Genomic DNA, 15172 nt, shown 5'->3' on the forward strand with positions numbered 1-15172 from the left:
AAATATGGAAATCTTAAACTCAAAAATATTCGGCGAAAATCTAAGCAATACGCCGCTTCTTGTATTTCACGGACTGTTCGGAATGCTCGATAACTGGGGAAGTTTTGGAAAAGATCTGGGAGAATATCTTCCGGTACATCTTATCGACCTTAGAAACCATGGCAGAAGCTTTCATTCGGAAAGCATGTCTCATGATGATCTGGCAGATGATATTGCCCGTTATATGGATCATTATGGTATTCAGAAAGCTCATGTTCTGGGACATTCATTAGGAGGAAAAGCAGTCATGCAGTTTGCTGTAAAATACCCTGAGCGTGTTGAAAAGCTGATTGTTGTGGATATTTCACTTAAAGCATATCCGCCGCATCATCAGGGGATCATCAAAGCGCTGGAAACGGTTGATTTTAATACGGTAACTTCAAGAAATGAAGTAGAAGCTGTTCTGAACCAATATATTCCGGAAAGATCTACGGTGCAGTTTTTAACGAAAAACCTGTATTGGGATGACAATAAAAAACTGGGCTGGAGATTTAATCTTAAAACGTTATCTGAAAAATATACGGAATTTGTATCCAATGCAATTAAATTCGGAGTTTTTGAAGGAGATACATTGTTTATAGCCGGATCAAAATCTAATTACATTCTACCACAGGATGAATTCGGGATCAAGCAGCAGTTTCCTAAAGCTAAAATAGTAACGGTACAGAATGCAGGACATTGGGTGCAGGCAGAAAATCCGGTTGATTTCGCAAATGTTGTTAAGCAGTTTCTTGGTTTGAATTAATTTTATCCTTGTATTTTTAATATTATGTTAAATTTTTATTAAAACGTGATATTATTTCTCCATGATTTGAATTTTTTGTACTTTGGATTTTCAAAAAACAATAAAAATATTAACTTATGGAAAACAAAAATTCAAAAAAGAAGCCATTTTTTGCGTCATTCTTAGAAAAACAGGTTAAAGACCCTGAAACAGTAAAAGGAGGAGGTATTACTTCTGTATTGGCAGATCAGATTACTACATCTCTTCAGGATCAGATCACGACTCCTATTAGGGATAATGTTACAAAGCCTGACAATGACAATGTAACAATGAAATATCCTTCTGACGGTGACGAGGATGTTTTAGAAGCATAAGAAATATAACACAGCTTAAGCTCAATTATATATCAAACCAAAACTAAAACATTATGAAAAGCAACAACTCAAAGAAGAAGCCGTTTTTCGCATCATTCTTGGAAAAACAGGTAAAAGATCCGGAAACGGTAAAAGGAGGAAGTGATATCACCCTTGCTGAAAGAGATTTGATCACAAAGCCAGCAATAGATACCGTAACTTCTCCAAAAGACGATATGATGCACACGCTGAAATATCCTTCTGACGGTGATGATGATACAATCACTCTTCCAATGTAAAATCAGAAAGAATATTAAATAAAATAGTAGGGGAACTTAAATAATAAGTTTCCCTTTTTAATAAAACCGGCAAATGATTCTCTGCATCACTCATTCACAGGATTTTTATAATATTGATCTCTTTTTCGAATACCTGAACTCCCAAAATATCCCTTATTTCAGATTGAATTCTGACCGCCTGAATCACCTTCAGAAAATCAGTATTCATGAGGATTCATTTGAATTGACGGACGAGCAGGGAAATACGATCCATTCCGACACTATAAAAGGTGTATGGCACAGGAAGGCATGGAGGATCACTGCTCCCGAAGAACTGGATCAGGATTACGAAAAAATCTTTCTCAACGAGTATGGTAGCCTTCGGTATAACCTGATGACCGCTTTAGAACATATTCCCTGGATCAACCCTTATGAAAATGAAAAAAAAATAGATGGAAATAAAATATTTCAGCTGAAAATTGCACAAAGAAATAACTTAACCATTCCCAAAACCATTTTTTCCAATGATGAAGAAAAAATAACAACATTTTTCCATCAGTACTGCCAGGGAAAAGCCATTGCAAAGCTTCACGGAGTTACAGCAAAAACAATGTCAGGAGAAAACATGATTTCCACTACAGTCATTGAGGAAGAGTCCCTGGAACACCTTTCAGATATTGCTTACTGTCCGATGATTTTTCAACCCTACATCGACAAAGAATACGAATTACGAATTGTGTATGTAGACGGTGAGTTCTTCACAGGAAAAATCAATAACAGTGAAAATGCAGACTGGAGAGTAGCTCGTGACGGCTATTTCTGGGAAGCTTATGAATTACCTGATGCTGTAAAAGCCAATCTTACTTCCATGATGAAAGAAATGGGACTTTATATCGGGGCGATCGATATGATCAAAGGAAGAGACGGAAAATATTATTTCCTTGAAGTCAATCCACAGGGAGAGTGGGGAATGCTTCAGAAAGAGCTGGGATTTCCCATCGCAGAAAGAATTGCCGACAACCTTATCAAAAGAATTAATTTCCATGAATAAAATTTTAATTATCACCCATACCGCAGATAACTTTTCCATCGAAAAAGTAACAGAATACATTGAAAAAAATAATTGTGAAGTTATTCGCTTTGATGTAGATGTTTATCCGTTACAAAACAAACTATCCACTATTTTCCAGGATGGAGAATGGGTAAGTTACCTTGAGACTCCTGAAACAAAACATCGTTTGGACGATATTTCTGCCATCTGGTACAGAAGAGCTTATAACATCGGAAAAGGCTTAAAGGAAGAAATGGACTCTAAATTTTACGGTGCGGCTATGGGAGAAATCAGAAATACCCTTTTTGGTTTCTTTGAATCTGTGGATGTTTATTCTTTAGGAAAGCCAAGTGTTTACAGAAGACTCGACAGCAAAGAAGAACAGTTGAAAATTGCAGATAAATTAGGGCTGACCATTCCTGCGACCTGCCTTACCAATAACCCTGATGAGGCAAGGAAATTTATTATAAAGCATCAAAATGTGGTGGCTAAAATGCAAACCGGTTTTGCTATTTATGAAGACGGTGTTGAAAATGTAGTGTTTACAAACGTTGTGGGCGAAGATAAACTGGAGGAGCTGGATTCATTATTGTACTGTCCTATGCAGTTTCAGCAGATGATTCAGAAGAAAAAAGAGCTTCGTATTACCATTGTGGGAAGAGATGTGTATGCATTCGAAATAGATTCCCAACAGTCTGAGGATGCCAAAGTAGACTGGAGAAAAGACGGCGTTAATCTTATTGATAAATGGAACAGAACAGAACTTCCGGCAGATGTGGAAGCAAAACTGCTTGAATTGCTTGATATTTATAATGTAGATTATGGCGCTATAGATATGATTGTTTCTCCTGAGGACGAATATTATTTTATCGAAATCAATGCGGCAGGAGAATTCTTCTGGCTGGATAATCTTACAGAAGGAAACCTTATTTCTAAAAGCATTGCAGATGTTCTCTGTGATAAAGCTCCAAGAAGGAATAATGAGGTAATGGCTTAAGCTGTAAAGAATTTTAAAATATAAAAAGTCCTGAAAGTTATCAATTCTTTCAGGACTTTTAAGTTGGATAATCTGTTGGAATTAAAATTTTCCGTTTTGTTGTAGTAAGAATGATAATATTGGTTAAATTAAGTTGAATTATGCTTTAAAAATCGCAAATTTGCAAAAACGGTTTTTCTAAAGAATTTTTACCGATCCGGAAGAATTGCCGGATAGAAAATATTGTTATATTTTAGTCAGCAATCAAGTAAATAATTAATGATTTTTGTAACGGGTGCTACCGGAATTCTGGGAAGAATAATTGTACTGGAACTTCTTAAAAGAGGTAAAAATGTACGTGCTTCCAAAAGACCTGGCAGCAATTTAAACGAAGTAAAGCATTCATACAGCTTTTATACGGAGAATCCTGACGATTTTTTCAATAAAATTGAATGGATCAACGTAGATTTTGATGATCTCGATTCTTTAAAAATTGCACTGCAAGGTGTAGATGAGGTGTATCACTGTGCTGCAAAAGTGAGTTTTCATCCGAAAGATGAAAAAGAAATGTACCATACCAACATCAAGGGTACAGAAAATCTTTTGTTTGCCTGTGAAGGATCAGATGTTAAAAAATTTCTCCATGTAAGTTCTGTTGCCGTTCTGGATAATTTTAATGAAAAAGGAGAACTGGACGAAGATTCTGACTTTAATCCGAAACTGGAACACTCTGCATACGCTATTTCTAAACATTTATCAGAAATGGAAGCCTGGAGAGCGTCAGCAGAAGGCCTGAACGTGGTGATCATCAATCCTGGAATGATTATAGGAAGCGGAAACTGGAGCCAAAGCAGCGGTGAACTTTTCTCAACCTTCGAAGACAACAGTTTTACCTTTTCAGGCGGATCTGCTTATGTTGATGTAAGGGACGTAGCCAATACTGCCATCGGACTGATGGAAAATAATCTTTTCGGAGAACGTTTTATCATTGTTGCTGAAAATAACAGATATGCAGACCTTGCCAGACAGGTAAGAACCCGATTGGGACTTAAAGATGCCAGAATTCTTTCCCAATCTGTACTCAATATCGGAAGAATAGCCAACGCTCTATTCGGATGGCTGATTCCAAAACTGAAAATGGTCACCAAATCAAATATTGAGGCCATCTCTTCATTCAACACCATTTCCAATCACAAAGTCAAAGAAAAACTGAACTATCAGTTTATTTCTGTAAAAGAAAGCATAGACTTTCACCTGAACAATTATATTAACGACAAAAAGCTGAAGAAATGAATCTTGCAGAGGCAATTATCCTTAAAAATGTAGAAAAACATCCTATAAAAGCAGCCATCGGATTTAAAAAGAAAGAGGGAGCATGGAAAGAGCTGAGCTGGAAAAAATTCAGTGAGATTATTTTTAAAACAGCCAATGCTTTAAAAGAATCCGGAGTTCAGGAGAATGACAGAGTCGCTATTTATTCAGATAATTCATCAGAATGGATGATCATGGATCTTGCTTCTCTGGCGATTGGTGCTGTTACTGTGCCTATTTATTCTACCAATAATGCTGAGCAGGCAGAACATATCATCAACGATTCCGGAGCTAAAGCAGTTTTAGTAGGAAATCAGATGCAGTATGATGCCTGTCTTGAGTTTTTACATAAAGAAGAAAATAATCTGGAAACTATTATTGTTTCCAAAAAAGCAGTGTGGATCAAGAAAGAATTCAACAGTTTTTATCTTGAAGATTTTATTGCAAAAGCTTCATCTGAGCTTGAGATCTGTCAGAAAGAAAATGATGATACAGCCACATTGATCTATACTTCCGGAACTACCGGAATTCCTAAGGGAGTGATGCTTACCCATGGAAATTTCATTAAGGCATTTGATTCGCACTTTGAGTTTTTTAAGTTTAAAAACTTTGAAGAAGAACTTTCATTAGCATTCTTACCTTTAAGCCATGTGTTTGAAAGAAGCTGGAGCTTACTTTGTTTATACGGAGGAGCCCGTGTGTATTTCCTTGAAGATCCTAAAAATGTAGCCAAGGCACTGGAAGAAGTTAAACCTACTGCTATGTGTGCCGTACCAAGATTTTTCCAGAAAGTATATGCCGGAGTTCTTGAAAAAGCGGAAGAAGGATCATCATTGAAGAAAAAGATCTTCGACTGGGCACTTAAAACCGGATGGGAAACCGCAGAATTAAGAAGAAATGAAAAATCGGTTCCTTTTGGATTAAAATTCAAAGAATCTGTAGCTGATATGCTGGTTTTCAGTAAAATTAAAAATAAAATGGGTGGAAGACTGTGGTTCCTGCCTTGTGGTGGAGCTTCATTATCACCGGAAGTTACCCGTTTCTTTGAATCAGTAGGAATTCATGTAACTGTTGGGTATGGATTAACGGAAACTACAGCAACATTAACGCTTTTCCCTCTCACTCACTTTGAACATGGTACGAGCGGAAAACCACTTCCGGGAGTAGAAATGCGTATCGGAGAAAATGATGAGATTCAGGCCAAAGGTAACGGAATCATGAAAGGCTATTACAATAAGCCTGAAGAAACCCGCAAAGTATTCACAGAAGACGGATGGTTCAAAACTGGCGATGCAGGAAAGTTTGATGACAAAGGAAACCTGATCATTACAGACAGAATCAAAGATCTGATGAAAACTTCCAACGGAAAATACATTGCTCCGCAACAGATCGAAAACCTTTTGACCAACAATAATTTTATCCAGCAGATTATGCTGATTGCAGAAGGCAGACAGTTTGTTTCAGCATTGATTGTCCCTAATTTTGAGTTTTTACAGGATTATATTAAGAAAAATAATATTCCGTTTACCACCTGGCAAGATGCTGTAAAAAATGAGAAAGTCATTGATCTTTACAAAGAAAAAATCAAAGAACTTCAGAGCCATCTGGCAGACTATGAGAAAGTGAAGAAATTCACTTTGATGCCAGCAGAATTTGACATCAATACAGGAGAAATTACTCCGACTTTGAAAGTCAAAAGAAACGTAGTGATCAAGAAATATGCAGATATTATAGAGAAGATGTATTAAAATTTTTTTGACCTCCTATTTTCACTTCAATTACAACTGAAGATGTGAAACTTCCCCTCCCTAGGAGAGGTGGCAAAAATTCAAAGAATTTTTGCCGGGGTGGTTCAAATAATGACTTAAATTAAACTATGACGACACAAGATTTTATAGGAAAAGAAAATTTCACCATTCATACACAAACGGTTTCAGAAAGCTGTCCGTCTAATATTGCCCTTATTAAATACTGGGGGAAATATGCAGATCAGATTCCTGCTAATCCAAGTATCAGCTATACTTTAAACCATTGTAAAACTAATACCTCAATGGAGTTTATTGCAAATGAAACTTTTTCAGTACAGACTTTCCTGGCTGGAAACGAAGAAGTGAAATTTGCCGAAAAAATTGAAAAATATTTCAGAAATATAGAGCAGTATCTTCCCTGGATTCTAAAAGGGAAATATGTAATCAGAACAGAAAATACTTTCCCTCATAGTTCTGGGATTGCAAGTTCAGCTTCAGGATTTGGAGCCATTGCAAAATGTCTGATGGCATTAGATTCTTCATTTACAGAAAAAACATCTGAAGAAGAATCTTTAAGAAAAGCTTCATTCTTAGCAAGACTTGGAAGTGGAAGCGCATGCAGAAGTCTATACAACGGACTTGTGGTGTGGGGAGAGACTGATGAGATAGAAGGAAGTTCAGATTTGTTTGGAGTACAATATCCTGATGCTGAAGTTCATGAAATATTTAGGAATTTTAACGACTGGGTTTTATTGATCCATGAAGGGCAGAAAAGTGTTTCTTCAACCGTAGGACACGGGTTGATGAATACGAATCCTTATGCAGAAAGGAGATTCCAGGAAGCAAGGGAAAACTTTGTTCCGATGAAAGAAATCCTGAAAAACGGTGACATGGAAAGCTTTATCAAGCTGGTAGAGCATGAAGCACTTACACTGCATGCGATGATGATGATGAGCGATCCGGCTTTTATCCTTATGAAAACAGGTACTTTGGAAGTCATCAACAAAATCTGGGAGTTCAGAAGAGAGACCGGACTTCCTTTATTCTTTACGCTGGATGCAGGAGCTAATGTTCATCTTCTCTTCCCGAACAATGGCTCTGAAGAACAGATTAAAACTTTCATCGAAGCTGAATTATTACAACACACCCAGAAAAATGGAGTAGTGAAGGATATAATGAAATTTTAAAATTAAATAATATTCAATACGAGTGGGCTTTAGCCCACTTTTTTTATTAATCTTCAGTAACCACAGTTTCACGTTCTCCATCTTCTTTCTTTCCTTCCTCGATCATGATTTCGGCTTCTGCTTTCTCTTCGGAAGTTGCTGTTTCAATCAAATCTTCCTGCTCATCATTGTGATGGTCTATAAAAAACTCGCAGTATACCGGAAGGTGGTCCGATCCAAAATTTTCCAATGTCTTCAGCTGTTTAATAAAAATATCTTCACTATGAAACATCAGATCGATAGGAAATCTTAAAAGACGGTATTTCGCATGGAAGGTAGAAACGAAAGAGTGCCCGACCCTCGGATCTATCAGATGGCTTGTTTTTCTGAAAAGTACAGATGATCTTGACCATGCAACATTATTAAAGTCTCCTACAACAATAACAGGTTTTTTGATGTCTTTTACACGTTTGGCAGTACTTAAAAGATCACCGTCTCTTTCCTTTGAAGTCTCCTCTTCCGTAGGACTTGGCGGCGGCGGGTGAACCCCGAAGAAAACAAAAGAAAAATCATCAGTAGTTTTCATATGGATCTCAATACTCGGGATATCATCAGCCACAAAATAATGGGTTTTCGCTTCCTTAATCTCCACTCTTGAATAAAAATGCATGCCATAGGTGTTTTCAAGAGTCACTTTGTGCTGGTAACCATATTCTTTTTCTAAAGGTCTCATTGCTTTCTCCCAGTCACTGTTGCTTTCCATAGTCATGAAAAAATCCGGGTTATGCTTTTTAACAAGCCCGATGAATTTCTCATACTCTTTATTGAACTGATATACATTGGCAGAAATAAAATGCAGTTTATCAGAAGATTTGTAGCGTTGTCTATGCTTTTTTACAGGATAGAAGTGGGTGTATCTGATCAGTGTTTGGCCGTGATGAATAAACATGACCAGCAGAAGTCCCTGATAATACCAGAAATATTCTGTAGAATCTGTAAAAAATCCTAATAAAAAAGTAAAGAATATAAGGTAGGTGACCTGTATTTTAGCAAATTCCGGAACCCTGAATATCCAGTGGGAATGCTGTATTTTTGGTAATAATGTCATGACCAGAAGAACTATGGCCAGAGTCAGATAAGTAATCCACATATAAAAAGCTCTGAAATAATTTTGACCACAATTTAAGGAAAATGAATTTTAAAATTTGTTAATCAATTTAAATTTTATTTTATCTATTTTTAATTATCTAAATCTATACTATGAATAAAATAATGATATTTCTTGTTCTTATAAGTATTTCATGCTTCGGACAGCAGAATAAAGATATTGAAAAACCTATCCGTAACCTCTTCCTTGGCATGAAAAATGCAGATCCTGAGCTTGTAAAATCAGCTTTTGCGGAGGATGCAATGCTGCAGACCATCACTAAAGATGGTATGGTGAAAAGTGACAGCATACAGGATTTCATCACTTCGGTTTCCAAATTTACAAAAGGAGATCTGGATGAAAGAATTATGGTAGAAGCTGTGCATACGGATGGAAATATGGCAAGTGTATTTACTCCTTATTCTTTTTATTTAAAGGGAAAATTGTCACATTGCGGCGCTAATAGTTTTCAGTTGGTAAAGCAGAATAATGAATGGAAGATTCAGTACATTATTGATACAAGAAGAAAGGATAACTGTAAAGAAATACAATAATAAAAGTAATTTAAATATAAAAATGAAGATTCACCATATTGCAATCATATGTTCAGATTATGCCGTTTCAAAGAAATTTTATACGGAAATTTTAGATCTCAATATCATCCGTGAAGTTTACCGGGAGGAAAGACAATCCTATAAACTAGATCTGGCAATTGGAGATCATTATGTGATTGAGCTGTTTTCTTTTCCCCATCCTCCCCAACGTCCGTCGCGTCCTGAAGCGTGTGGTTTAAGGCATCTCGCTTTCTCGGTGGAAAATGTTACGGAAAAAAGAAATGAACTGATCAGAAAAGGATTAAACTGTGAAGATATCCGAATAGATGAATTCACAGGAAAAGAATTTTTCTTTACCCAGGATCCCGATCAGCTGCCGTTAGAGTTTTATGAAATGTAAAAATTAGTGAGCGTAACCAGCAAAGAAACTTACCGCCATAATCGCTAAAACAATAGAAGAAATGACTACATATACGTAGTCTTTTTCTTTTAAATAACCTATCAAAGCGAAAACAATTCTCATCAGAGGGGTAAAGATCAACAAAAGAATACCCAGCTGAATAATAGCTGTGCCTTCTCCCTTACACAGAGAGTCCCAAAAATGTCCCCAAACCTTTTCTGAAGAAGTACCTACCACAAGGCTGGTATACTTTTCAGGCATTTTAAAACCTTCAAAGAATAATTTGATAAAACCAATCAATGATGTAGCCACAGACAGAATAACCCCCAGTCTCAGAAGGTTTCCTACCGAACGGTTCAGATCTACATCTGTAAAATTCTTTTTCATTATCTGAAACTTTTGTTGATACCGTTATACATCATATAAATGGAAAGAATGGTAATCACAATGGCAAAAAATACTTTTAATTTTTTGGTTTTTGATACCATCAGGGTTTTTGAACCTATAAAACTTCCGATGACAACTCCAATTAAAACCGGAGCCACAATCACAGGAATAATTTCTCCTCTCTGGAAATAGATTAGTGCACTGGCTACAGCCGTTACCCCAATCATAAAGTTACTGGTTGTTGTAGATACCTTGAAAGGCAGTTTCATCATATTGTCCATTGCCAGCACTTTTAAAGCACCAGAACCTATTCCTAAAAGTCCGGACATGGCTCCTGCAAACATCATCATCAAAAATCCCGGAACTGTATTTCTTGCTGAATAGCTTTTCAATATTCCTTTATCAGGAAATGTTCCGTACAATTTCAGTTTTTCTTCCAAACTTCCTTTAATAAGAGGTTCCTGGTGATCAGGTTTCCCTTTAAGATTTAAAATAACTGTTAAAAGAAGAATACTGGCGAAAATAATTCCAATTGTGTTAGGGTTAAGCATTCCTGAAACCAGGGCACCCATAATTGCTCCCGCGGTGGTGGCTATTTCGAGAAACATCCCGATTCTCATGTTCGTAAAACCTTCTTTTACAAAAGCTACAGCTGCACCGGATGATGTTCCGATCACTGAAATAAGTGAAGCGCCGATAGCATAATGCATTGGAACGCCAAAACCTAGCGTTAATAAAGGAATAATGATGACTCCTCCTCCTAAACCCGTAAGTGAACCTAAAAGACCTGCGGAAATTGCGCCAAGGAAGAGTATGATAATTTCTGACATACTACAAATAATACTACAAATATAAAATTATTGTGGTAGTCTGCCAAACATTTGAAAAAGATAAATTTAACGTATTTTTGCATGCATGAAAAATGTAATGAAATTATTTTATGTCATCCTGGGGGCAACACCCAAAGGAAGAAATATTGAGCAGCACGATGTTTTCTTCGGAATAGCGGAGAATCTTAAAGATCTGATTCCTGATATGAAAGAATTTTGGAAGGAAGCAGAAGGGAAAATTCACCTGGATTGTTATCAGGAAGTAAGATTTGCAGACGGATACACGGTGGAAATTGTAGAAAAAGGAGAAAAAACATCAGAAAATCAGTTGTTTTTTCTGAATCTGGGAGGTTACAAGCCGGGTTTCTTTGAAGAATTTCATGAGCAGCACTTAATGGTAGGACCATCTATGGGTGAAATTGTAAAAAGAGCAAAAGCTACCGAATTTTATCAGACGATGGGGTTTGAAGGTGCTGTAAGCCATATTGATGATAAGCATGGAGTGGATATTGATGATATTTTCAATGTGAGCGATATTCTTCCTGCCAGTATGAAAGAAAAATATTCTATCGTTCTTCAAAAATCTGATGCAGAAAATCAGGAAAACCCAATGGGACTTGGGTATTTAAAAATCGATAAAATTCAATAAGAAGTAAATCTAATAAAAATAAAAAATGAAAATAGGAATTCTGGGAGGCGGACAGCTGGGAAGAATGTTGATACAAAGTGCACTGAAGTATGATGATGAGTTCTATACTCTGGATCCGGCTTCTGATGCGCCATGTCATAATATCTCGTATTTTACACAGGGAAATTTCAATGACTATGAAACGGTTTTGAACTTCGGAAAAGATAAAGATGTTGTAACCATTGAAATAGAACACGTAAATGCTGATGCATTGGCAGAACTTGAAAAGCAGGGAATAAAAGTGGTTCCCAATGCCAATATTATCAAAACAATCCAGCAAAAAATCCTTCAGAAAGAATTTTATAAAGCTCATGATATTCCAAGTCCTGAGTTTCAGGTGGTATGGAACAGTGATGAGAAGATTATTATGCCACTGCCATTTGTTCAGAAGATGAATACAGGAGGTTATGATGGAAAGGGAGTGCAGGTGATCAAAACGGAGGAAGACTATCAACATCTATGGACAGAAGCTTCTGTTATAGAAAGTCTTGTAGACATTGAAAAAGAACTTTCCGTCATTGTTGCAAGAAATGAAAAAGGAGAAACCAATATTTTCCCTGTAACGGAAATGGTAGCCGATCCAAAGCTGAATCTTTTAGACTTCAATGTATGTCCGGTTCTTCTGACAGACGATGTTCAGAACCAGATTGATTCCATTACAGAGAAATTTCTGGCTGCAGTAAACTCTCCGGGATTATTTGCCATCGAATTATTCCTTGATAAAGAAGGGAAAGTATGGGTGAATGAAACTGCACCAAGACTGCACAATTCAGGACATCAGAGCCAGGAAGGAAATACGAATTCCCAGTTTGAGCAAATGTACCGTGTGGTTAAAAATTTACCTTTAGCGGATACCGATGCCATTACTTACAGCGGAATGCTGAATCTTGTTGGAGCAGAAGGATATGCCGGAAAAGTAATCTATGAAGGAATGGAAGATGTTCTTAAGCTTCCTGAAACATACATCCACTTATACGGGAAAACAGAAACCAAACCCGGAAGAAAAATGGGGCATATAAACGTTCTTGCTGATTCCAGAGAAGAGCTAATGGAAAAGCTTGTACAGGTGAAAGGAATGGTAAGAGTAATTGCTGAATAATATCAGTTTAAAATAAATAAAAGGGAGCTGTTTTAAAAATTAAAACAGCTCCCTTTTATGTTGTGCAATAAACAATTCAATAGGAACGGGCTTTAGCCCGTTTATCAATGATTATAAATTCAATTGGCTTTAGCCGAAACCTAAAAGAAGTTTTGGTTAAAGCCAAATGTATTCATCTTGTTTATATCAATCTTATTGATGACTCAAATTGTTTCATAATTTGATTAAAAATAATTATTCGTACTCAGATAACTTCCAGCATCCCTCTTCCAGCTTCTAACCTATCTAAACTTCTTTTATTTAAATATCTTCTGAATCACATTTCCAATCTCTACAAAATCCCCGTGATTTCCTACAGAACGTATTTCCGGACTGTTTTTGTCATATTCTGAGAAAGGGAAAATAAGAAGGTAATTATTATCTTTCAGGTTTCTGTTTAAAAGCTCCGGAATCAGTCTCATTCTTGGAATATAAGATTTCATGCCGCGCTTGGCCATCAGAATAATCAAGGCTTCATCATCCTTCAGCTGGGCAGCGGTTCTTTCTCCGTCCTGCCATGTGCTCATGATAATAAATTCTGCTTCTATATTGGCTTTTTTAATGATTTTCTGAAGAATATCAATAATATTTTCAGGAGCATAAAAAACTACTGTGGCGCCGGAGTTTCTGGCAATATTCCATACTCTCAGCAATGCATGGAAGAATCCGGCTTCCTGATGGGCATTTTCGGGAATCATCACAGCATATTTCTTAATAGTGGAAAGTGGTTGTGCCGCATGGTAAACCAGTACATTCACATCATCATTCTGCAGATAACCGTTGTAAAGATTATATACAAAAGAAGGGGAGAACCCTTTTTCATCTTCAAGTCCAATAATGAGATCTGTGATTTTCTGTTCTTTAATCACATTATTGACTCCGTTGATAACATCATTGTCATATCTTTTTAAAGCCTGCAATTTAACATCTGCCGCTGCGGCTGCATCTGCTGCCTGATGGAGAAGTTTCTCCGCATTCTTTACCGAAGATTCATTTTTGTCTTCGTTGATGACATTCAAAGCAAAAAGATCTTCCGTATTGGAATGTGCCTTGATCAGAATTCCCAGATTCACCATTCTCTCCACAGTGGCTTCGTGGTTGATGGCTAAGAGAATATTTTCTTCTTCATGCGTATTTCCTGAAACTGTATCTTCATTGTCACTTTCCGCAATTTTCTGGGCGCTCGCCATAGAAATGAAAGAGGAGATGGTACATGAAATCAGGATCAGAAGAATACTTCCGTTCAGTACGTGTTCGTTTAATAATCTTACAGGCTCTCCGGTTTCGGTTTCAGAAAGGATGATGTTGTATCCTACCATTACAGAAGCCAGTGTTGCTGCTGCCGAGGCAGAACTTAATCCGAAAATTAGCTTTCCTTCCTCTTTTGTTAGTCTGAATGTTTTCTGAGTCGCAACCGCAGAGAGATATTTTCCTCCGATGGAGGCTACCAGCATAATTCCGGCAACTTCCAGGGTTTCCCAGCTTTTAAAGAAAACTTTGAAATCAATCAACATTCCTACACTAATCAGGAAAAAAGGGATGAATATAGCATTTCCTACAAACTCAACCCTGTTCATTAAAGAAGAAGTGTGAGGGATGAGTCTGTTTAAGGCCAATCCGGCAAAGAATGCTCCGATGATAGCTTCTACACCAGCCAGTTCAGCCAGCATAGCAGCCAGATAAATCATGACCAGGACAAAAATATACTGTGAGATTTTATCATCCACTCTTTTGAAAAACCAACGTCCGATAATCGGGAATACAATAAGTACAATGAGGGCAAATACCACAAAAGAAACCGATAATTTGACCCAAAATTCGGTTCCTACGTCTCCCTGAGACATTCCTACAATCACAGCAAGTACCAATAAGGCAAGAATATCTGTGATCATTGTTCCTCCAACGGTAATATTAACCGCCTTATTTTTCGCAATTCCCAACTTGCTCACAAGCGGATATGCAATAAGGGTATGAGACGAAAAAAGACTGGCAAACAGAATGGAGGTCAGCATGGAGAAATGTAAGAGATAATATCCTCCCAGATATCCCAGTATAAAAGGAACCGTAAAGGTATAAATACCAAAGGTGAGGCTTTTCCACTTGTTCTTTTTAAAATCTCCCATGTCAATTTCAAGACCCGCCAGAAACATAATGTAAAGCAGTCCGGTAGTTCCGGTGACCACAATACTGCTGTCTCTGGATAATACATTGAATCCGTTCGGACCAATAATTGCTCCGGCGATGATAAGCCCCAAAAGGTGGGGGACTTTAATTTTATTTAGCAGCAATGGGGCTGCCAGAATGATGACCAGTACCAACAGGAACTTCAGTACCGGATCTTCTATAGGAAGGCTCAGGTTGTGTATACTCAGTAAAATCATA

At 37.1% G+C, this 15172-nt stretch carries 16 protein-coding genes; 12 read left to right on the forward strand and 4 right to left on the reverse strand.

What is annotated here, in order from left to right:
* The first annotated feature begins 4 nt into the window (after window positions 1-4).
* The 8 genes from J2786_RS13725 to J2786_RS13760 all read left to right on the forward strand — a co-directional run bounded on the left by J2786_RS13725 (window position 5) and on the right by J2786_RS13760 (window position 7667).
* Window positions 5-784, forward strand: a complete 780-nt coding sequence (locus tag J2786_RS13725) for an alpha/beta fold hydrolase (protein WP_310025590.1) — start codon at window positions 5-7, stop codon at window positions 782-784.
* 116 nt (window positions 785-900) lie between these two features.
* Complete coding sequence (locus tag J2786_RS13730; protein WP_047434032.1) at window positions 901-1137, forward strand: microviridin/marinostatin family tricyclic proteinase inhibitor; 237 nt, start codon at window positions 901-903, stop codon at window positions 1135-1137.
* A gap of 53 nt (window positions 1138-1190) precedes the next feature.
* Window positions 1191-1415 carry a microviridin/marinostatin family tricyclic proteinase inhibitor gene (locus J2786_RS13735; protein WP_047434030.1) on the forward strand — a complete coding sequence of 75 codons (225 nt, stop codon included), beginning with the start codon at window positions 1191-1193 and terminating at the stop codon, window positions 1413-1415.
* Window positions 1416-1488: 73 nt separating this feature from the next.
* Window positions 1489-2445 (forward strand): MvdC family ATP-grasp ribosomal peptide maturase, encoded by a 957-nt coding sequence (locus J2786_RS13740; RefSeq protein WP_047434028.1) that lies wholly within the window; start codon window positions 1489-1491, stop codon window positions 2443-2445.
* Complete coding sequence (locus tag J2786_RS13745) at window positions 2438-3442, forward strand: MvdD family ATP-grasp ribosomal peptide maturase (RefSeq protein WP_047434026.1); 1005 nt, start codon at window positions 2438-2440, stop codon at window positions 3440-3442. The genes J2786_RS13740 and J2786_RS13745 overlap by 8 nt, the downstream gene beginning before the upstream one ends.
* Before the next feature lie 258 nt (window positions 3443-3700).
* Window positions 3701-4714, forward strand: a complete 1014-nt coding sequence (locus tag J2786_RS13750) for an NAD-dependent epimerase/dehydratase family protein (protein WP_047434024.1) — start codon at window positions 3701-3703, stop codon at window positions 4712-4714.
* Window positions 4711-6480, forward strand: a complete 1770-nt coding sequence (locus J2786_RS13755) for an AMP-dependent synthetase/ligase (RefSeq protein WP_047434022.1) — start codon at window positions 4711-4713, stop codon at window positions 6478-6480. Before J2786_RS13750 ends, J2786_RS13755 begins: the two co-directional genes overlap by 4 nt.
* Window positions 6481-6608: 128 nt before the next feature.
* Window positions 6609-7667: a diphosphomevalonate decarboxylase gene (locus tag J2786_RS13760; protein WP_047434020.1), complete on the forward strand. Its 1059-nt coding sequence runs from the start codon at window positions 6609-6611 to the stop codon at window positions 7665-7667.
* Window positions 7668-7713: 46 nt separating this feature from the next.
* Here the strand turns inward: J2786_RS13760 and J2786_RS13765 are convergent, their stop codons facing one another.
* The gene (locus tag J2786_RS13765; RefSeq protein ID WP_047434019.1) at window positions 7714-8796 is read right to left on the reverse strand and encodes an endonuclease/exonuclease/phosphatase family protein; all 1083 of its coding nucleotides are present in this window, start codon (window positions 8794-8796) and stop codon (window positions 7714-7716) included.
* A 110-nt stretch (window positions 8797-8906) separates the two neighbouring features.
* Here J2786_RS13765 and J2786_RS13770 point away from each other — a divergent pair, with 110 nt between their 5' ends.
* Together J2786_RS13770 and gloA2 are read left to right on the forward strand one after the other, a co-directional pair.
* Window positions 8907-9347, forward strand: a complete 441-nt coding sequence (locus J2786_RS13770; protein WP_047434017.1) for a nuclear transport factor 2 family protein — start codon at window positions 8907-8909, stop codon at window positions 9345-9347.
* Window positions 9348-9369: 22 nt separating this feature from the next.
* On the forward strand, window positions 9370-9747 hold the full coding sequence (gloA2, locus tag J2786_RS13775; RefSeq protein WP_047435861.1) for an SMU1112c/YaeR family gloxylase I-like metalloprotein: 378 nt from the start codon (window positions 9370-9372) through the stop codon (window positions 9745-9747).
* Between the two features lie 3 nt (window positions 9748-9750).
* On the opposite strand, the gene J2786_RS13780 is transcribed toward gloA2, so the two are convergent.
* Complete coding sequence (locus tag J2786_RS13780) at window positions 9751-10134, reverse strand: DUF1634 domain-containing protein (RefSeq protein WP_034699869.1); 384 nt, start codon at window positions 10132-10134, stop codon at window positions 9751-9753.
* A complete protein-coding gene (locus J2786_RS13785; RefSeq protein ID WP_047434015.1) occupies window positions 10134-10964 on the reverse strand; it encodes a sulfite exporter TauE/SafE family protein in 831 nt (276 codons plus the stop codon). Before J2786_RS13785 ends, J2786_RS13780 begins: the two co-directional genes overlap by 1 nt.
* A gap of 97 nt (window positions 10965-11061) precedes the next feature.
* Here J2786_RS13785 and J2786_RS13790 point away from each other — a divergent pair, with 97 nt between their 5' ends.
* Complete coding sequence (locus J2786_RS13790) at window positions 11062-11613, forward strand: DUF1543 domain-containing protein (RefSeq protein ID WP_047435860.1); 552 nt, start codon at window positions 11062-11064, stop codon at window positions 11611-11613.
* A gap of 25 nt (window positions 11614-11638) precedes the next feature.
* Window positions 11639-12751 (forward strand): 5-(carboxyamino)imidazole ribonucleotide synthase, encoded by a 1113-nt coding sequence (locus J2786_RS13795; protein ID WP_047434013.1) that lies wholly within the window; start codon window positions 11639-11641, stop codon window positions 12749-12751.
* 296 nt (window positions 12752-13047) lie between these two features.
* Here J2786_RS13795 and J2786_RS13800 read toward each other — a convergent pair whose 3' ends face one another.
* On the reverse strand, window positions 13048-15171 hold the full coding sequence (locus tag J2786_RS13800) for a cation:proton antiporter (RefSeq protein WP_047434012.1): 2124 nt from the start codon (window positions 15169-15171) through the stop codon (window positions 13048-13050).
* Between the last annotated feature and the right edge of the window lies 1 nt (window position 15172).

This window comes from Chryseobacterium vietnamense, from assembly GCF_031454475.1.
Taxonomy (GTDB): domain Bacteria; phylum Bacteroidota; class Bacteroidia; order Flavobacteriales; family Weeksellaceae; genus Chryseobacterium; species Chryseobacterium vietnamense.